This window comes from Desulfotruncus alcoholivorax DSM 16058 (assembly GCF_000430885.1).
Classification (GTDB): Bacteria; Bacillota; Desulfotomaculia; order Desulfotomaculales; family Desulfallaceae; genus Desulfotruncus; species Desulfotruncus alcoholivorax.
On record NZ_AUMW01000012.1, the window covers coordinates 39,971 to 58,006 of the forward strand.

Annotated in this window: 14 protein-coding genes; 1 reads left to right on the forward strand and 13 read right to left on the reverse strand. The window is 52.5% G+C overall.

Annotated features, from left to right (window positions below; genetic code table 11):
* Positions 1-469: 469 nt before the first annotated feature.
* The 7 genes from H569_RS0106815 to H569_RS0106845 form a co-directional block, all read right to left on the reverse strand.
* The gene (locus H569_RS0106815; protein ID WP_027364385.1) at positions 470-2,203 is read right to left on the reverse strand and encodes an aldehyde ferredoxin oxidoreductase family protein; all 1,734 of its coding nucleotides are present in this window, start codon (positions 2,201-2,203) and stop codon (positions 470-472) included.
* Positions 2,204-2,297: 94 nt separating this feature from the next.
* Entirely contained in the window at positions 2,298-3,599 is a 1,302-nt protein-coding gene (gene gabT, locus H569_RS0106820; protein ID WP_027364386.1) for a 4-aminobutyrate--2-oxoglutarate transaminase, read from the reverse strand.
* An 80-nt stretch (positions 3,600-3,679) separates the two neighbouring features.
* The gene (locus H569_RS19510) at positions 3,680-3,940 is read right to left on the reverse strand and encodes a MoaD/ThiS family protein (RefSeq protein WP_034629818.1); all 261 of its coding nucleotides are present in this window, start codon (positions 3,938-3,940) and stop codon (positions 3,680-3,682) included.
* Positions 3,933-5,660 (reverse strand): sigma 54-interacting transcriptional regulator, encoded by a 1,728-nt coding sequence (locus H569_RS0106830; protein ID WP_114679266.1) that lies wholly within the window; start codon positions 5,658-5,660, stop codon positions 3,933-3,935. The genes H569_RS19510 and H569_RS0106830 overlap by 8 nt, the downstream gene beginning before the upstream one ends.
* A 63-nt stretch (positions 5,661-5,723) precedes the next feature.
* Positions 5,724-7,160 (reverse strand): APC family permease, encoded by a 1,437-nt coding sequence (locus tag H569_RS0106835; RefSeq protein WP_027364388.1) that lies wholly within the window; start codon positions 7,158-7,160, stop codon positions 5,724-5,726.
* A gap of 447 nt (positions 7,161-7,607) precedes the next feature.
* Positions 7,608-8,456, reverse strand: coding sequence for a CoA-transferase subunit beta (locus H569_RS0106840; RefSeq protein ID WP_027364389.1), 849 nt, complete (start codon positions 8,454-8,456; stop codon positions 7,608-7,610).
* 17 nt (positions 8,457-8,473) lie between these two features.
* The gene (locus H569_RS0106845) at positions 8,474-9,394 is read right to left on the reverse strand and encodes a CoA transferase subunit A (protein ID WP_027364390.1); all 921 of its coding nucleotides are present in this window, start codon (positions 9,392-9,394) and stop codon (positions 8,474-8,476) included.
* A 389-nt stretch (positions 9,395-9,783) separates the two neighbouring features.
* Between H569_RS0106845 and H569_RS0106855 the strand changes: the two genes are divergently transcribed.
* Entirely contained in the window at positions 9,784-11,925 is a 2,142-nt protein-coding gene (locus H569_RS0106855; protein ID WP_027364391.1) for a sigma-54-dependent Fis family transcriptional regulator, read from the forward strand.
* A 210-nt stretch (positions 11,926-12,135) separates the two neighbouring features.
* Here the strand turns inward: H569_RS0106855 and H569_RS0106860 are convergent, their stop codons facing one another.
* From H569_RS0106860 to wecB, 6 genes are all read right to left on the reverse strand, one after another.
* A complete protein-coding gene (locus tag H569_RS0106860) occupies positions 12,136-13,209 on the reverse strand; it encodes a sodium ion-translocating decarboxylase subunit beta (protein ID WP_051273406.1) in 1,074 nt (357 codons plus the stop codon).
* Between the two features lie 175 nt (positions 13,210-13,384).
* On the reverse strand, positions 13,385-13,597 hold the full coding sequence (locus H569_RS0106865; protein ID WP_027364393.1) for a biotin/lipoyl-containing protein: 213 nt from the start codon (positions 13,595-13,597) through the stop codon (positions 13,385-13,387).
* Positions 13,598-13,617: 20 nt separating this feature from the next.
* Positions 13,618-13,764 (reverse strand): OadG family transporter subunit, encoded by a 147-nt coding sequence (locus H569_RS21700; protein WP_081410910.1) that lies wholly within the window; start codon positions 13,762-13,764, stop codon positions 13,618-13,620.
* A 21-nt stretch (positions 13,765-13,785) separates the two neighbouring features.
* Complete coding sequence (locus H569_RS0106875; protein ID WP_027364394.1) at positions 13,786-15,330, reverse strand: acyl-CoA carboxylase subunit beta; 1,545 nt, start codon at positions 15,328-15,330, stop codon at positions 13,786-13,788.
* A 21-nt stretch (positions 15,331-15,351) separates the two neighbouring features.
* Entirely contained in the window at positions 15,352-16,509 is a 1,158-nt protein-coding gene (gene acd / locus H569_RS0106880; protein ID WP_027364395.1) for a glutaryl-CoA dehydrogenase Acd, read from the reverse strand.
* Between the two features lie 346 nt (positions 16,510-16,855).
* The gene (gene wecB / locus H569_RS0106885; RefSeq protein WP_027364396.1) at positions 16,856-18,007 is read right to left on the reverse strand and encodes a non-hydrolyzing UDP-N-acetylglucosamine 2-epimerase; all 1,152 of its coding nucleotides are present in this window, start codon (positions 18,005-18,007) and stop codon (positions 16,856-16,858) included.
* Positions 18,008-18,036: the final 29 nt, after the last annotated feature.

Genomic DNA, 18,036 nt, shown 5'->3' on the forward strand with positions numbered 1-18,036 from the left:
ATGGCTGCTTGCAGCGTTCACATCAGCATTATCCGGCAGCGCCCGCCGGAAGGTTGTCTCACTTATGAAACATGCCCGAACAAAGAGCACTTGCTTGAATTGTGTTTATTTTCAGAAAATATTTATCTTTACTGAGCTTACAACCCCCTGCACAAAATTTCGACTAATATAAATATGTCTGCATCAAACATGATACAAACGTCTCAAATATAAAACAGTGTATACTAAATGCAAAACCCCGGGCCAAGTAATTCCCGGGGCTTTTGGCACTTTGTTACTATTCAGGTATTCAGAATTCAGACATCCATGCCGCTGGCGCGGCACCAGCAGTTGATGAAAATCCATTTTCAGGGCAGTTGTCAGAATTCAGGATGCCCCGAGCCGGTTCTCTCATTCCGACTCCTGACTTCTGACTTCTGACTCCTGAGTAGTTAAAGATGCTAAATAGTTATGGTAACTTTTTAGCAACTTATTGCCACCCGCGCAATTGATAGTAGTCATCAACCATGCGGTTAAGTTCAGCCGGGGTTATTCCGTTTTGACCGTCGTTGACTTTTTCCTTAAACAACCTTTCAGGTATGGTATCATCTGCCCTGGAAAGACCCTGCTGCAGGTTAAAATTATGGGTGGCGTCTATAATTCTATCGGCTATTGCCCATAAGTCCTCCTTGGTGAACTCCAGGCCGGTGATGGCCTTGTTTAATTCAACCAGCGTCTCCCAGGTGATTAAATCCCTGAAGAACACGCACAGTATTTGGGTGTTAAAAATGGTCAGCCTGTTTTCAAAGTCGATAAACAGCGCGGCCTTGCCCTCGGTGGTGGAAGGGTCAATCATCCCAACCAGCTCGGGCCTGTAAAACGTGGCCCTTAAGTGACAGGCGCCCCTGGCCGAGGTGGCGTAGGCCAGCCCCATCCCTTTAAGCACTCTGGGGTCATACCCGGGAGGCTCCATTCCCTTAACATGAATGGCGATATCCTGCAAGCCCAATTTGGCGGCTGCCTCCTTGATGCCAAGGGACAGGGTTTCTCCCAGTCCGGTGCGCTGAGCCATTTGAGCTACCAGTTCTGCAGCAGCCCCGGCATCCCCATACCTGACCGGGGTATCGATCAGGCCGCGCTCGGTGCCTTCCATAACCAAGCCCACCAGGTTGCCGGCAGTGATTGTATCCATGCCCAGGCGGTCGCACAGGTCGTTAAGATAGGCCACCTGATCCAGCCGGTTAATGGAGCAAAGCCCCCCGAAGGCGTAAATGGTCTCGTACTCGGGGCCCTCGATTTCTAGGCCGGCATGTTCGCCGGAATCGATGGAAACATGCTTCCCGCAGGCCATAAAGCAGTTGGGGCAGGCGGCAGGCTTAACCTTATACTGCTGCAGCAGGGTATCACCGCTCAGGTTTTCCCAGTTGGGGTCAACCGCCCTGTTCCAGTAACGGTTGGGGAAGGCCCTGGCGCCATTCATAATCTTAACCATCACAGTGGTGCCGTAATTGCGGTAGTTCTCCACCCCGGGGTTGCCTTTGCCCAGGTCCCGGATTTTTTTAACCACTGCTTTAAGCAATTCCGGGTCGGCGATTTCCGCTTTGGCGCTGCCGTGGAACACTACCGCTTTCAGCTTTTTGGAGCCCATCAGCGCCCCCATGCCGGCTCGGCCGGCTGACCTCCACCGGTTGTTCTCGATGCAGGCAAACCGAACCAGGTTCTCCCCGGCAGGGCCGATCACCAGCGCCTGGGCCCCCTGCACGCCGACTTGTTTCAATGCTTCTTCCTCGGCGGCATAGGTATCCAGACCCCAAAGCCCGGAAGCATCGTGGAACGACACGCCGGAGTCACTTATTTCCACCAACACCGGTTTATCCGCGGCGCCTTCAAATATTATGGCGTCGTAGCCGGTGCGGCGCATAACCGGGGCCACCCTGCCCCCGGCATATGATTCGGCATAGCCGCCGGTAAGCGGTGACTTGCCGAATACACCATAACGGCTGTTGCCCACCATGGCTGTGTCGGTGGACGGACCGGTGGTGAAAATCAGTTTGTTGCCGGGGGAAAGGGGGTCGATGCCGGGCTTGACGTTCTGCAGCAGCAGGTAGGAGCCCAGTCCCTTACCGCCAAGATATTGTTTAAAAACTTCATCTGGAATAGTCTCTTGGGCGTAACTTTGCCGGGTCAGGTCTATTCGTAACAGTTTTCCAAAAAATCCTTTCATACTCTACCTCCCTGGTCAGGTCATTGTATTACCAGGCTAATCAGATAGTAACTATTTAATTAATCATGAGACGGTCGGACAGGGTCGTCCGCCCCTACTTCGAGGCGTGGGCTACGGCTTGTTCCAGAACGTCCAGGCCCCGCTCCAGCTGCTCGTCGGTAATGGCCAGAGGAATCAGGGTGCGGATCACGTTGCTGAATATACCCGCACTGATGGCGATAACGCCGTTGTCAACGCAGTACTTGGTGACGGCTGCCGTCGCTTCCTTGGCCGGCTCCTTGGTTTCCCTGTCTTTAACCAGCTCGATGGCGTTCATGGCGCCCAGGCCGCGCACATCGCCGACAATGGGGTATTTTTCCTTCATTTCGAGCATCCGGCTGCGGGTTTTATCCCCGATCTCCCGGGCGCGCTCAACCAGTTTTTCCTGCTGCATGTAGTTGATGGTGGCCAGGGCGGCCGCGCAGGATACCGGGTTGCCGCCGTAGGTGCCGCCGATATGTCCGGGATCCGGTGCGTTCATGATCTCGGCCTTGCCCACAACGCCGCTGAGGGGCATGCCGGAGGCAATTGACTTGGCCACGGTCATCAGGTCGGGCTCGAGTCCCCAGTGCTCGCAGGCGAACATTTTACCGGTCCGGCCAAAACCGGTCTGAACTTCGTCAGCAATTAAGACGATACCATGTTTATCACAGATTTTCCTCAGGCCGGGCAGGAATTCCGGCGGCGGGACAATGAAACCGCCCTCGCCCTGGACGGGCTCGATAATCATTGCCGCAACGTTCTCGGGTGCAACTTCGGCGGCAAACATCCTGTCGAATTGTTCCAGGCAGTGCATGCCGCAGCCGGGGTAAGTCGACCTGTAGTAGCAGCGGTAGCAATAAGCGGACGGGATTTTGTAAACATCGGGGGCGAATGGCCCGAACCCGAATTTATAGGGCTTAACCTTGCTGGTCAGGCTCATGGTCATTAAAGTGCGGCCGTGAAACGCGCATTCAAAGGAGATCACGCCGGTCCTCTTGGTATGGAACCTGGCGATTTTAACGGCGTTTTCAACACACTCGGCACCGCTGTTGACAAACATGGCTCTTTTTTCATAGCTGCCCGGTGAGATTTCAATCAGCTTTTCCGCCAGGTCCAGATATGGCTCGTACATGGTAGTCATAAAACAAGTGTGCAAAAACTTTTCCGCCTGCTCCTTGATGGCAGCCACCACGGGCGGGGGGCAGTGCCCGGCGTTGAGAGTGCCGATACCGGCGTAAAAGTCAATATATTCGTTGCCTTCCACGTCAATTATAGTCGCCCCCCTGGCCTCCTTTACGAAAATACCAGTGGAATTGGAGATGCCGCGGGCCACCAGTTTGTTTTTTCTTGTTAGAAGCTCTTCATTTTTTCCCATTTTTTAATCCTCCTTTTCAAAATGGCGTTTTACTATTCAGGCAGACAGAATTAGTAGTAAGAATTTGACTTCTGCCTCCTTTAGCCGCCTGTTATATAGGGAAAAAGTATTATTTTATCACCGGGCCCCAGCGGGGAGGCCCAATCTTTTTTTTCTCCGTTTACAGTAACAAAACTGATATACTCCCCGGGAATTCCCAAAAAAGCTACCAGTTCACGCACGGTAGCGGGCCCCGCAAGAGATACGGTAATTTTGGGCTTTTGGCAACATGGCTCTTTGACGAGTTTGGCCAGCACCACGCCCAAGTCTACATCCACAGAAAAAATACCGGCGCTACTCACGCTGATCTTCCTTACCAAAATATTTTTTCATTTTGCGCACCACCGTTGATTGGTTAATGCCTAAAGCCTCAGCCATGCGATAAGTATTCTTATACTTGCTGTGCGCTTTTTCCAACAGCTGAGCTTCAATTTGCCCTATGGCATCCTTCATGGGGCAAAGGTCGACAACCATCACCTTGTTTTTACCCGTGCCGCCGTCAGCCCGGGTGATGCGTTCGGGCAGGTCAACCGCGGCAATAATATTTGAGATGGAAGTTATCATCAGTCTCTCGACTAAATTTTCCAGTTCCCGGACATTGCCCGGCCAATCATATGCAATTAAGGTATTCATTACTTCCTGGCTGATTGATTTCCTGGTGCCCAACTGCTCATTAAACTTTTTGACAAAATGATTAATTAGATGGGGTATATCTTCTTTCCGGTGTCTTAAAGGCGGTATAACAACGGGCACCACATTCAGCCTGTAAAACAGATCTTCCCGGAACAGATTTTCAGCCACCAGTTTATGCAAATCCTTATTGGTTGCGGCGATAATTCTAATATCCACCTCTTTGTAATCGGAAGACCCCACCGGCATGATTTTTTTATCTTGAATTACATGCAAAATCTTTACCTGCAGAGGCAGTGGCAGCTCGGAAATTTCATCCAAAAAAACGGTACCGCCGTGCGCCATTTCAATAAGTCCTTTTTTGCCTTCCTTATTGGCCCCGGTAAACGCCCCCGCAGCATATCCGAAAAGTTCGGACTCAATCAGGTTTTCCGGGATGGCCCCGCAGTTGATCACAATAAAGGGCCCCTTGGCCCTCCTGCTGGCGCGGTGAATTCTTAAAGCCACCAGTCCCTTGCCGACACCCGACTCACCCTCCACCAGGACGGTGGAATCCACCTGGGCAACCCTTTCCGTTGTTTCAAGGATCTGCTTCATCGACTGGCTTTCGGCAACAATTTCATTCTGCGGCAAACTGGCATTCCTAAGCTGGGCAAGTTCCTCCCGGTAAGTTTGCACCAACCTCTGGGTATCTTCCAGGCGCTGCTGCAGGTTCATTAATTCGGTAATATCTCTGGAGTTGCAGACAATCCTGGTAATACGCCCCGCATCATCAAACACCGGATTTGCAGTAACAATAAGTGTTTGGCCGTTTTTTACGGTTTGGACAGCGGTGATCCGCCTTCTGGCTTTAAGCACCCTGGGCACAAGCGATGGCGAATAGTAATTCAGCTTTTCCAGTTCACTGACGTGCTTGCCGATAATTTTATCTTCAGATACACCGTAATATTTTTCGCAAACCTTGTTGACCCGAACTGCAACACCGTTTCCGTCAGTTACAAAAATTTCATCGTAAGAATTATCAAAAATAACTTTTAGTTCCTGGTACAGGCTTTTTACCGAGCCTAATTCATCACTGATCCCTTCCAATTCTTTAATATCTTTTAAAGTTATCACCAGCCCGACGGGGTCACCATTACGGCAAACTGTCCTGAAACACAAAATTAAAGTCTTTCCTGCAACTTCTATGATCTGGTTTTTTTGGTCCAGATCACAGTTTTTCAGGTTAAAATTTAAACCGGGCAGGACGTCGGAAAGCCTGAGACCCGCCCACGGTTTGTTTTTTAAGTTCAGGTAGCCCCTGGCCGTGGAATTCATGTAGGTTATTGCACCGGAAGCATCAGCCATCAACACCCCGCCGCAAATGTATTCCAGCCCGTCCTCCAGCCTCACCGGAGATACCCCCTTAAAATATAATTGCCGGCGCCGCGCTGCGCCGGCTTTCTAACGAAGCATTTATCCCGCCAGACCTTTATCGTTTTCAAGCTTGCTGAAAATATGCTCCCGCATGGCCCTGTCCGCTTCATCCTTGCCATAGGAAGACCTGGCCCAGATAAAGAATACGACACCGATAACAGACCAACCCAAAAAGATCAGCCACTCATACGGCCATACCAGGGCCGCCGGGCTGCCGGGCAGGTACAAAAGAACAAACAACAAACTCAGGATCACCGCCAGGTACCCCACCAAATTCCCCGCCTGAACCTTGAAAGGACGCTTCATGTGGGGTTCCTTCTTCCTCAATACCACAAAGGAAAGCGAGACCATGAAATAGGCCGCCACAATGCCCAAGCCGCCGGCGTCCACCAGCCAAACCAGCATTTTTCTGCCGAACAGGGGCGCCAGAGTTGATAACACCCCAATTAATATAACGGCATAATAAGGTGTTTTATACTTTGGGTGCAATTTGCCCAGGAAGGCCGGCAGCATTTTGGCCTGGGCCATGGAGTAAATGGCCCGGCTGCCGCCGATATAAAACCCGTTCCAGCTGGTCAGGATACCGCAAATGCCGCCGATAATCAGCAGCTTGCCGGCCCAGGCCCCGCCGAACAGCTTGGTCATGGCGTCCGCCGTCACCAGGGAAGCGTTGTTCATTTGCTCGGCCGTGAGGGCGCGGGATACGCCAAAGATAACCATAATATACCACAATGCCGCCAGAAAAACGGAAACGAGCAATATTTTACCTATGGACTTATAGGGTATATTGATTTCCTCCGCCGCCTGGGGGATGACGTCAAACCCCACAAACATAAACGGGGTCATAATCGCTACGGTAAATATACCTTTAAAGCCGTTAACAAAAAGGGGCTCCATGTTGGCGGTGCTGCCGTTTACAACCGCCCCGCCGATCAGCACCAATCCCACCAGGGCTATGCCGATTGTAAATACCAGTTGCAAAAAAGCTGCCACCTTAATGCCCACATAATTGACTATGGTCATTAAAATCGAGCCGGTAACTCCGATCAGAACCCATGAAGCATAAACATCCCAGCCCGCAATATTCCAAAGAAATCCGAATTTGTAGCCGGGGAAAAGGTACTCCACGACGGTGGGGAGCGCCACTGCCTCGAAGGCAACCACTGATACATAACCCAATATAATCGCCCAGGTACAAATAAATGAGGCCGACACACCGAGAGCACGGTAACTGTAAACATGTTCACCGCCGGCCAGCGGCATGGCCGCAGCCAGCTCGGAGTAAGTTAAACCCACCAATACCACCAGCAAGCCGCCCATTAAAAATGCAAGCATGGCCCCCAGTGAACCGGCGGAGTTAACCCACGAGCCCGCCAGAACCACCCAGCCCCAGCCGATCATGGCGCCAAAGGCCAAGGCCAACACATCCTTGCGGGAAAGAACTCTTACAAAGTTGTCATTATTGTTTCCGCTCACACACTAACCTCCCCAAAATCAATATTGTATAAGCCTTGAAAAACTCAACCATACCTCCTTTGCTAAAATTTCTTACAGCATGGCATTAACCTTACGCAAAACGCAGGCCAAATGGAGGTTGTACAATTACAAATGTTTTGAAAAATGTATACAAAAACCATGATGCAGAGCGGAATCATAACTCCGTTAATCTTTTGGGGCCGCTTTAACTATAATGCATTTAATTAAATGCATTTGGGAATCCTAAAATGCCGATTCGCATCCCACAACTTTAATTATTCGATATATTTGTTAAAAATCTTTTAAATTTACGCAATTCACAATATAAATTAGGCAAAAAATTTTTACCAAAAAGAAAGGGGACACACCTCCTCTTTAGGGTCAAAGCTTTAGGGTCGGAGGTATGTCCCCAATAATATGAAAACCAGGGGTTTTTGCAGCCCCTGGTTATTTCCCTGAATTTTTAACGGTAATTTCAATATACTCATCCAGACCGGCCAAACTTTTCCTGGCCGCGGCCCCGCCCATAATCAGGTTGGCCGGGTCAGCCGCCCGGACGGCCTCCAGCTCCTCGTCCGTTGGTTCGGGGGCGGTTTTTAATTGTGGAGCGATTTTTAAATCCCAGCCCACCAGCGCTTTGATTTCCTCAATATTTACCCCCGGGTAAATGGTATCAAGGTACATCTCACGGGTTTGCCGGTCAAATCTGAATAAAGCTTTGTCTGTCACCACGGCGGCAGGTCCGCTGCCCAGCAGGCCGGCCTTTTTCCTGGCACCGGGGCTGCCGTCCAGAAAGCCGGGCGTAGTAAGGTAGTCCACCTTTTCCACAAACCTCAGCGGCTCCAATCTTAACATCACCACGACCCGGCCGATATTGGAGCCGATGTCGTTGCCGCCCCCGCTACCCGGCAGGCGGACTTTGGGGGACTGGTAGTCCTGCCCGCCGAAAATGGCGGTGGTATTGAGGTTGCCGTATTTATCCACCTGGGCCGCGCCAAGCACTCCCACATCGTAGTACCCGCACTGCATGTCGCTGAACACGCGCCATTCCGAGGTGAGGCACAGTGCGCCGTCGGCCGCCGAGGAATCCCCGACGTTAAAATCCACCCGGTATTTTTGCGGCCCGATGCAGCCGGATTCATATACAATATTCAGGTTGGGAGCATGAAACCGCTTGGCGGTGATCCCGGCCACCAGGGGGATGCCTATGCCCACAAAGGCAACTTCCCAGTCTCTGAATTCCTTGGCGGTCATTATGGCCATTAATTCCGATGCGCTGTATCGTTTATCGCCCATGATCAAATATACCCTCCTTAGCCCGGAATGCGATTGAAGCGGCGCTCCAACCCCATCAGTTTTTGCAGCCTGTCCCAGCCCACCTTTTCACAGTAGGCGAGATGATCGGCGGCGCCCAGCACATAGCGGTCCAGCCACCGTAAAAAGTTGTCCCTGTCTTTGGCCGACTCGTGATACTCACCGCAAAACAGCACATCGTAGGCATAGTAGCCGTAGCAGGACTGCGGGTGACACCCGTACGGCACCTGGACCACGGCGTCAACGCAATAAAACGGGATCAGGGTCATATTGCCCCGGCGCCGAATTTCCTCGGTGGATACAATTTCCTCACAGGTGATAATGGTATGCCTGGCGGCACGGGCCTTGTTTTCATCATTGCCGGTGAAGCCCCAAACCTGGGCATTGCCCATGACATCGGCCCGTTGCACGTGAATTACGGCCACATCGGGATGGGCCGCGGGAACGAGGGCCACCGTGGCGCCCTCATAGGGGTCTTCAATCAATTTAATCCGCTGGTTGTACTTGACTATGTCCGTACCCAGCATCGACCTGGTGGGCATAAACGGGACATTCAAACTGCCGGCCAGAAAGCGCATGCTGATGCCGGCATTGGACCAGTCCTCCAACTCAATTTTCAGCGGCACGCCTTTCTCCACGGACCGCCTGATATTCGGGGCCAGTCCGATGGCGCCGTAGCCAAGGTAAGCACCTTCCCACCTTTTAACGGCGCCGGCACCCACCAGCAAATCCATAACGTCGGTTTTACTGTCGTCAATTACCGTCAGGTTTTTGATGCCCTGTCTGATGATTTCATGTGCCGCAGCCACACAATCCCGGCCGATGAACCCGCCGAAAGTGATGCTGCAGCCGTCTGTTACATATTTCCTTACCGCGTCTTTGAGAGACATCTGTTTGTTGGCATTGTTCCTGTCCGTCAAGGTCAACTCCCCTCCAAGTTGTTAGCTTGCGCAGGCCTCAGCAAGGCCCTCTCCATAGAGTATCGTTTACCACAAAGCCGGTGTTTCCGCCCGCCGGGCGGCAATACCGGTTAGCGCTGTAAAACATGACCATGCAATATGCATACCATCTCCCGTGAAAAAATTTTTACAGATCATCCCAGGTGCCTGACACCTCGAACAAATTGATTTACCGTTCAAAAGAAGATAAAGTTATAATAACAAGACAAAAGCAGGCGGGACACAGAGGCGGTGGGAGGAGGGACACGGGGGGGACACGGGGACAGGTCCCATGTCCCTTGTCGGGACATGGGACCTGTCCCCGTGTCCCTCGTGTCCCCGTGTCCCCTGCGAAAGGTTGGTGCGTTTTCGTGCAAGTTCGAGAAATAATGGCCAAATGCGACATAACCATACAGCCCTCGGCACCAGCCCTGGAGGCCTGGAGGATCCTCAGCAGCACAGGGCTGCCCGGAGTCCCGGTTGTTGATAGCCGGGGGCAAGTGGTGGGCATCGTAACCGGGGAGGAAATAGTCAAAGCGGGGCCGGATATGTTTGTCGAAGGCAAACAGGTACGGGACATCATGCAGGAAGACATCTTCGTCCTGAAAGAAGACACCCCTGTCACAGACTCCTGGACCATGCCCGCCAATGTATTCCCGGTGGTTGACAGCCGGGGCCGGACAACAGGCATAATGGCCCGGTCGGAAGCAGGACAGGCCCTTTTTAAAATGGCCAGCAGTATGTTCCAGCAAATTGAAACCATCATGGATTCGGCTCATAACGGGATCGTTGCCATTAATGAGGACGGCATAGTTACCATGTTCAACCAGGCGGCGGAAAAAATCACCCGCAGGAAAAAAAGCGAGGCCCTGGGGCGCCACCTGTCCGAAGTAATTATACCCCAAGGGTTGCTGGACATCCTAAAGGACGGGCAGTATCAATCCCACTATAAGTTTTCGGTGGAGTATTCCACGGGAACCCACACCTACCTGACCAACCGCAGCCCGATCATGGAGAAGGGGAAAGTTGTGGGGGCCATCGGCGTATTTCAGGATATTTCAGAAATTGAGTTTATTTCCGAAGAGCTCAGCTCAGTCAAGCAGCTGAACAAAGAGCTGGAAACCATCATCGAGTCATCTTATGACGGCATTTTAATTACCGACCGGGACGGGAAGATTATCAGGGCCAACCGGGCCAACGAGAGGATCACGGGGGTATCTCCCGCCGCGCTGCAGGAAATGACCATCCGGGACCTCATCAACAACGGCATTTACACCAAGCACATTACCAAAGCCGTTGTGGAGAAAAATAAGGCCGTCACCGTTTCCGAGCAGACCGCCGACCACAATTTATTAATAACCGGAAACCCGGTGCGCAACCAGCAGGGTGAAATAGTCAGGGTGGTCATTAACATCCGGGATATGACGGACCTTGATAAGCTTAAAAACCAGCTGGAGCAAAGCAAGGCCCTGAGCGAGCGCTACCAGGACGAACTGGCCCAGTTACGCAGAAAGTTCATCGAGCAGGAAGATGTGGTGATTAAATCCACCAGCATGAAAGAAGTAATGGACATCTCCCTGCGCCTGGCCCGGGTTGATTCCACGGTGCTGCTGCTGGGCGAGTCGGGTGTGGGCAAAGAAGTGGTGGCAAAAACCATTCACAAGCACAGCAAACGCGGCAGCGGGCCCTTTATCACCGTCAATTGCGGCGCCATTCCGGAAAACCTGCTGGAATCCGAGCTTTTCGGCTACGACAAAGGTGCGTTTACCGGCGCCAGCAAAGGGGGCAAACCGGGCATGTTTGAACTGGCCGACAACGGGACGCTGTTCCTGGACGAAGTGGGCGACCTCCCGCTGCCGTTTCAGGTTAAACTGCTGCGCGCCATCCAGGAAAAAGAGATCACCCGGGTCGGCGGGGTCAGGCCCCGCTCGGTCAACGTGCGCATCATCGCCGCCACCAACAAGCAGTTGGAGGAACTGGTGCAGCAGGGGAAATTCCGCGAGGACCTTTATTTCAGGCTGAACGTGGTGCCCGTGAAAATCCCGCCCCTGCGGGAAAGAAAAGACGACATCATCCCCCTGGTTTATTATTTCAAAAAGCATTTTGAAAAGGTTTACGGTATCAGCAAGGAGTTTTCACCCGGCGTTTATAAGGATTTACTGAATCATTCCTGGCCGGGGAATGTGCGGGAGGTCAAAAACGTGGTGGAGCGGCTGCTGGTGACCTCGCCCGGGGAAATTGTGCCATCGGTGGAAATCCCCCTGGATTTCACCCCGCAAGCGCAGGCCGGGCCGGCCGGAAAAGCCGGTCAAGCCGCCGCCGGGGCCGGAGGAATCGTGGTCAACGGGATTATCCCCCTGAAAAAGGCGCAGCTGGAGCTGGAGCGGCAGCTGATCGGAGCCGCGCTGAAGGAACTGGGGAGCACCCACAAGGCGGCCAGGGCGCTGCGGGTGGACCAGTCCACCATTGTGCGCAAAATGAACCGGATTAGGGAAGAAGGATTGAGTATTTAAACCCCAAAAGAAGCCTGCAAAATGTTCCTAATCAGTGGGTTAAATATTTAAGTTAATTAAAGCCGTTTTTGGAGGTGGGCAAAACCCCGTCCCCCACACACCTCGTAGGAGGTCAAAAGAGATGCAGGAACTGGCGGTCCTGCCCAAAAACGGCACCGGATTTTTTAAGAAAGGCAGAGGGGATCAATCACAGCCCCTCTTATTTCATCCTTACTTTATCGCGGCGATGAAAGCACCGGCCGCCACCGCGGTGCCGATTACCCCGGCCACGTTGGGTCCCATGGCGTGCATCAGCAGGTAACTCTGCGGGTTGGCCTCCGTGCCCATATTATGTACAACCCTGGCAGCCATGGGCACTGCTGAAACACCGGCCGCCCCGATTAGCGGGTTGACTTTGTTCTTGGTGAATAAATTCATCAGTTTGGCGATCAACACACCGCCTGCCGTGGCAAAGGCAAAGGCCACAACGCCCATAATGAACACACCAATGGTTTTCCAGGTTAAAAAGACTTGGGCCGTCATGGTGGAACCAACACCCACGCCCAGCAGGATAGTTACGATATTCATCAGCTCGTTGCGGCTGACATTGGTCAATCTTTCCACCACACCGCTTTCCATGAACAAATTGCCCAGCATGAACATGGCGATCAGTGGAGCAGACTTGGGAACCAGCAGCATGACAACAATTGAGGTAAGCAGCGGGAAAACGATTTTTTCCGTTTTCCCGACCATCCTCATCTGAGTCATCACCATGGCCCGCTCCTGCCTGGTGGTCAACAGCTTGGCAATGGGCGGTATGATTATTGGCACCAGCGCCATGTAAGAATAGGCTGCCACCGAAACCGCGCCCATCATGTGCGGGGCCAGGTTGGCCGACAAAAAAATGGAAGTGGGACCGTCCGCTCCGCCGATTATACCGATACAGGCCGCTTCACTGATGGTGAAACCCATCAGCAGCGCCCCGAAAAACGCCGCATATACGCCCAACTGGGCTGCCGCCCCCAGCAACAGCGTCTTGGGATTGGCAATCACCGGGCCAAAATCCGTCATGGCGCCCAGCCCCAGGAAAATCAGCGGGGGTATTAACTCTGTTTCAATACCGTAATGATAAAAGATATAAAACAGCCCACCTTCATCTAAAAGGCCGGTAAGGGGGAAGTTGGCCGCAAAAATGCCGAACCCGATGGGAACCAAAAGCAGCGGTTCAACCCCCTTGACAATGGCCAGATAAAAGAGGGCAAAGGCAATCAGCCACATTACAACGTTACCCAGAGTTAGATGCATAACCCCAATTCCACTAAAAATATCTACCAGCTGACCCAATGCACTTTCCTCCCCGGCCCTCTATTTATTCAGGTATTCAGTAGTCAGTAGCCGGAATTCAGAATACTACGCGACAATAAACCGTTCTCTCATTCTGACTTCTGACTCCTGTCTCCTGACTCCTGAGTACTTACAATTAGTTTAAAGCTACCAGTACAGTATCCGTGTTGACCACATCACCCGCGTTAATGTTAACTTCAACCACTTCCCCGTCGGTAGGAGCGTAGACTTTAATTTGCATCTTCATGGCTTCCAATGTAACCACAACGTCGTTTTTCTTGACCTTGTCTCCCACCTTGACATCAACCGATACCACTTTACCCACCATGGGAGCATTAATTTGTATCATAAAATTACCTCCTCAAAACGCTAAGCCTTTTGCTTCTGCTTTTTCTTCATTTGGCTGTTGATAATACTGCCGGAAATCTGAACGGCGATCTGAAGCACCGCCAGCACCGCAAAGACAGATATGATTCCAGTAAAGGCCACTACTGCGGCCGCTTCCCAATCAACCATTTTTTACCTCCCCGCCGCGCTTTACATATTAATGTTGGAGAATTTCCTCCAGGGCCGGGCCACGGACTTGTTCTCGAGCAGGTCCAATGAGGCGCAAATTTTCCTCCTGGTTTCGGAAGGCAGGATAATGTCGTCAACATAACCACGCTCCGCGGCGTGGAACGGGTTCTCATACAGATCCCGGTATTCCTGGATCCGCTGAGCCCTGACTTCCGCCGGGTTTTCCGCGTTTTTAATCTCTTTGGCAAAAATTACGCTGGCTGCCGTTTCCGCGCCCACAATGGTAATAGTTGCCTCCGGCCAGGCGTAAACGATGTCGGCGCCGGTGTCTTTGCAGCACATGCCCAGGTACGCACCGGCAAAGGACTTACGCATGATGACGGTAATTTTGGGCACCGTGGCATCGATGTACGCATACAGCATTTTGGCTCCGTGCCTGAGGATGCCTTTCCATTCCTGCTCGGGACCGATCATATAGGCCGGGGTGTCGTGCAGGTTAACCAGCGGAATATTGAACAAATCGCAGAACCTGACAAACCTGGCAACCTTGTCGGCCGCGTTGCAATCGATCACGCCACCCATCCAGTTGGGCTGGCTGGCCACGATACCTGTACTGCGACCGTTGAACCGGGCAAAACCAATAATCACATTCTTGGCAAAGTCTGGCATAATCTCCAAAAAGACTCCATTGTCCACCAGCTTGAAGATAACTTCATGCATGTCATAAGGGATCATGGTTTGTTCGGGAATCATGCCGTCCATTTCCGGCACCAGGCGCATTGCCTCGTCACCGGTATCAATCCGGGCCGGTTTTTCCTTGTTGTTTTGGGGCAGGTATTCCAGCAGTTCTCTGGCCTTATTCATGCAGTCCTTGTCGTCACCCGCCACAATATGGGTGCAGCCCGATTTAACAGCGTGCGCTTCGACACCGCAAAGGGTCTCCAGATCTATGTCGACGCCCAGCTGGGTTTTAACAAAAGCGGGACCGGCAATTCCCATATAACCATGATTTCGACTTTGAATCACGAAATCCTGCATCACCGGGTGATAAGCTTGGCCACCCAGGCAGGGGCCCAGCAGCAGCGCAATCTGGGGGATAATCCCGGAAGCCAGGTTCTGCGCTTTAAACAGCCAGGCGTAGGCTTGCAGAGTATCGATGCCTTCCTGAAGCCTGGCGCCGCCGGAATCGTTCATGCCAATAAAGGGGATGCCCATATCTTTGGCCATGTCTATGGCAGCGGCAAATTTTTTACCGTGGTATTCGCCAAAGGTACCGGCCATGGCGGTATAGTCTTCAGCACCCACCATGACCATCCTGCCGTTAACTTTACCGTAACCGCAGACAACTCCTTCAGCAGGAACATTTTTTTTGTCCATGCCGAAGTTGGTGATGCGGTGTCTTACAAAAGTGCCTATTTCAGTAAATGTGCCGGGATCAAAGAAATATTCCACCCTTTCCCGCGCGGTTAACTTCCCTTCCTTGTGCTGCTTGGCAACGGCTTTTTCGCCGCCCATTTGCATGATTGCTTCTTTTCTGCGTTTAAACTCATCGTACTTCCGGCTCATAATTAACCTCCTCGGTATCAATTATCTGTTGGCCTTGCGGTAACCCAGGGCATCGGTGGCGATAATCATTTTCTGGATGTTGCTGGTTCCCTCAACTATTTGATAAGACTTGGCGTCGCGGTAGTAGCGGGCCACCGGGTATTCCTCGGAATAGCCGTAGGAACCGTAAATCTTCATGGCACAGTCGGCGCAGTAGTTGGCCGCCTCGGCCGCAAAATATTTGCCCATTGAGGTTTCAAGGGTGCAGGATACGCCTTTATCCTTTAAATACGCCGCTTTGTACATCAGCAGGCGTGCCGCTTCGGTTTTTACGATCATCTGGGCTATCATATCCTGGTTCATCTGGAACATTCCCACGGGCTGGCCAAACTGTTCCCGCTCATTGCAGTAAGTTAGAACTGCGTCAATGCAGGCCTGGGCAACGCCAAGGGCACCGGCGCCGCAGCCCAAGCGGGTATCATTCAGCTGGTTCATGCAAATTTTAAAACCTTCGCCCTCTTTACCCAGCAGGTTCTCTTTGGGCACGGGCACATCCTCAAAGGTCACCACGCCCACGGGTGCGGCCCAGGTGCCGAGCTTTTCGGTAATGGGCTCAACGGAAATGCCCGGGGTTTTAAAATCCACCACAAAGGCGGACATGCCTTTTACTTTGACTTCAGGGTTGGTATAAGCGTAAACCAGGCCGATATCGGCCACGGGAGCGTTGGAGATCCACATTTTGCTGCCGTTTAAAACATACTTTTCGCCATCCCAGATCGCTTTAGTCTTCATGCTGGCCACGTCGGAGCCCGCGTTGGCCTCGGTTATGGCAAAACAGCCCAGCAAGCTGGCATCGCAGAGGCCCGGCAGGTATTTTTGCTTCAGTTCCTCGCTGCCGTAATTTAAGATGGTGCGGGCAGGGCCAAGGGCGTTCATATTAAAGGGCAGGCGCATCGAGCTGTGCACCCGGGCGATTTGCTCGGCAATCAAGGTTATCGCCAGAAAGCCCATTTCATTGCCGCCGTATTCCTCGGGAATAACGCAGCCGAAAAAGCCCAGGTCGCCCATTTTCTTGACCAGGTCCCGGCGAAATCTGTGCGCCTTGTCATCCTCGTCAACAGTGGGGGCGATTTCTTTTACAGCAAAATCGCGAGCCAGTTTCTGAATGTCCAGCAGTTCTTCAGTTAAATCAAAATTCATTAAAAAACCCTCCTTGCATTTTTTAATTTGGCCAGGCTGCAGTTGTAACTGATGCCTGACCCCCAAAATTAATCTTTGTTTTCAAAGATTTTCGAAACAAAATGCATGCAACGGACATGCCACATGCAGATTCCGGCTGCTAGCGCGAGTAGCCCTCTGGCCATTGCAAGCGCAGCTAAGCAATTTTTATAAAAGTTAATCTTCAGGTGCCTGGCACCTGAAGATTAACTTTTTGACAGAAAAACGGCCCCACCAATGAGACCGTCATGCATTTTTACATTATTGATGTATTTTTGCAAAGCCGCATCATAATATCTACTTGTACCAAGCCCTCGGGCCGATGCATTTATGCAAAGGGAGAAAACTCCGCCGGTTTTTCCGCGGCAAGCTGATATGCAAACTTGATCGCCTGCACAATTCTGGTGCAAGCACGGCCGTCGCCGTAGGGGTTTATGGCCTCGGACATGGAGCGATAGTGGTCTGCATCGGAAAGCAACCGTCCCGTTTCCCCACGCACAGTTTGGCGGTCCGTTCCCACCAGTATTACTGTCCCCGCATCCACCGCTTCAGGGCGCTCGGTGGTATTGCGCAGCACCAGCACCGGCTTGCCCAGGGCCGGGGCCTCTTCCTGCATACCCCCGGAATCCGTCAATACCAGGTAGCAGCGGGACATCAAATTGACAAAGGGCTCGTAATCAAGGGGTTCCACCAGGTGCACCCGGTCATTGCCCCCGAGGACCTCCTGCACCACCTGGCGCACAGCCGGATTTTTGTGCACCGGAAAAATAACCCGGATATCCGGGTAATCATCCAGCGTGTCCCGCAGGGCTAAATATATGTCCCGCATGGGCGCGCCGAGATTCTCCCTGCGGTGAGTGGTCATGAGTATGATCCGGCCTTCCCCGGACACCAGCCGGTTCAGCAGCGGGTCGCTAAAACGGTAATCCGGCCGCACCGTGGCCACCAGCGCGTCAATAACCGTGTTGCCGGTGACAAAAATACTCCCGGGGTCGACCCCTTCCCGTAACAAGTTCGCCTTAGCCCCGGCCGTGGGCGCGAAATGCAGTTCGGCCAGCGCTCCGGCCAGCCGCCGGTTCATTTCCTCCGGGTATGGAGAATATTTATTGCCGGTACGCAGACCGGCCTCAACATGACCAACCGGAATTTGCATGTAATAAGCTGCCAGGGCTGCCACAAAAGTGGTGGTGGTGTCACCGTGCACCAGCACCAAATCCGGCTTTTCCTGCTCCAGCACTTTTTGCAGCCCCGCCAGGGCCCGTCCCGTTATATCAAACAGGGTCTGGCCCGCCTGCATGATGTTCAAATCGTGGTCGGGCACAATATCAAAAAGGCGCAGCACCTGGTCCAACATTTCCCTGTGCTGCGCCGTTACAGCCACCCGGCATGCCAATTGCTCGTCCCTTTGCAGCAACTGCACCAGCGGCGCCATCTTAATCGCCTCCGGCCTGGTGCCAAACACAACCAACACCTTCACCATACACACCCCCGGGGTCAGGCTTAAACTAT

What these genes read in the sequence shown, in the direction of transcription:
- H569_RS0106815 (WP_027364385.1), bottom strand. Translation starts at nt 2,203, where the DNA reads ATGAAAGGATTTTTTGGAAAACTGTTACGAATAGACCTGACCCGGCAA.
- gabT (WP_027364386.1), bottom strand. Translation starts at nt 3,599, where the DNA reads ATGGGAAAAAATGAAGAGCTTCTAACAAGAAAAAACAAACTGGTGGCC.
- H569_RS0106840 (WP_027364389.1), bottom strand. Translation starts at nt 8,456, where the DNA reads ATGGGCGATAAACGATACAGCGCATCGGAATTAATGGCCATAATGACC.
- H569_RS0106860 (WP_051273406.1), bottom strand. Translation starts at nt 13,209, where the DNA reads ATGCATCTAACTCTGGGTAACGTTGTAATGTGGCTGATTGCCTTTGCC.
- H569_RS0106865 (WP_027364393.1), bottom strand. Translation starts at nt 13,597, where the DNA reads ATGATACAAATTAATGCTCCCATGGTGGGTAAAGTGGTATCGGTTGAT.
- H569_RS21700 (WP_081410910.1), bottom strand. Translation starts at nt 13,764, where the DNA reads ATGGTTGATTGGGAAGCGGCCGCAGTAGTGGCCTTTACTGGAATCATA.
- H569_RS0106875 (WP_027364394.1), bottom strand. Translation starts at nt 15,330, where the DNA reads ATGAGCCGGAAGTACGATGAGTTTAAACGCAGAAAAGAAGCAATCATG.
- acd (WP_027364395.1), bottom strand. Translation starts at nt 16,509, where the DNA reads ATGAATTTTGATTTAACTGAAGAACTGCTGGACATTCAGAAACTGGCT.
- wecB (WP_027364396.1), bottom strand. Translation starts at nt 18,007, where the DNA reads ATGGTGAAGGTGTTGGTTGTGTTTGGCACCAGGCCGGAGGCGATTAAG.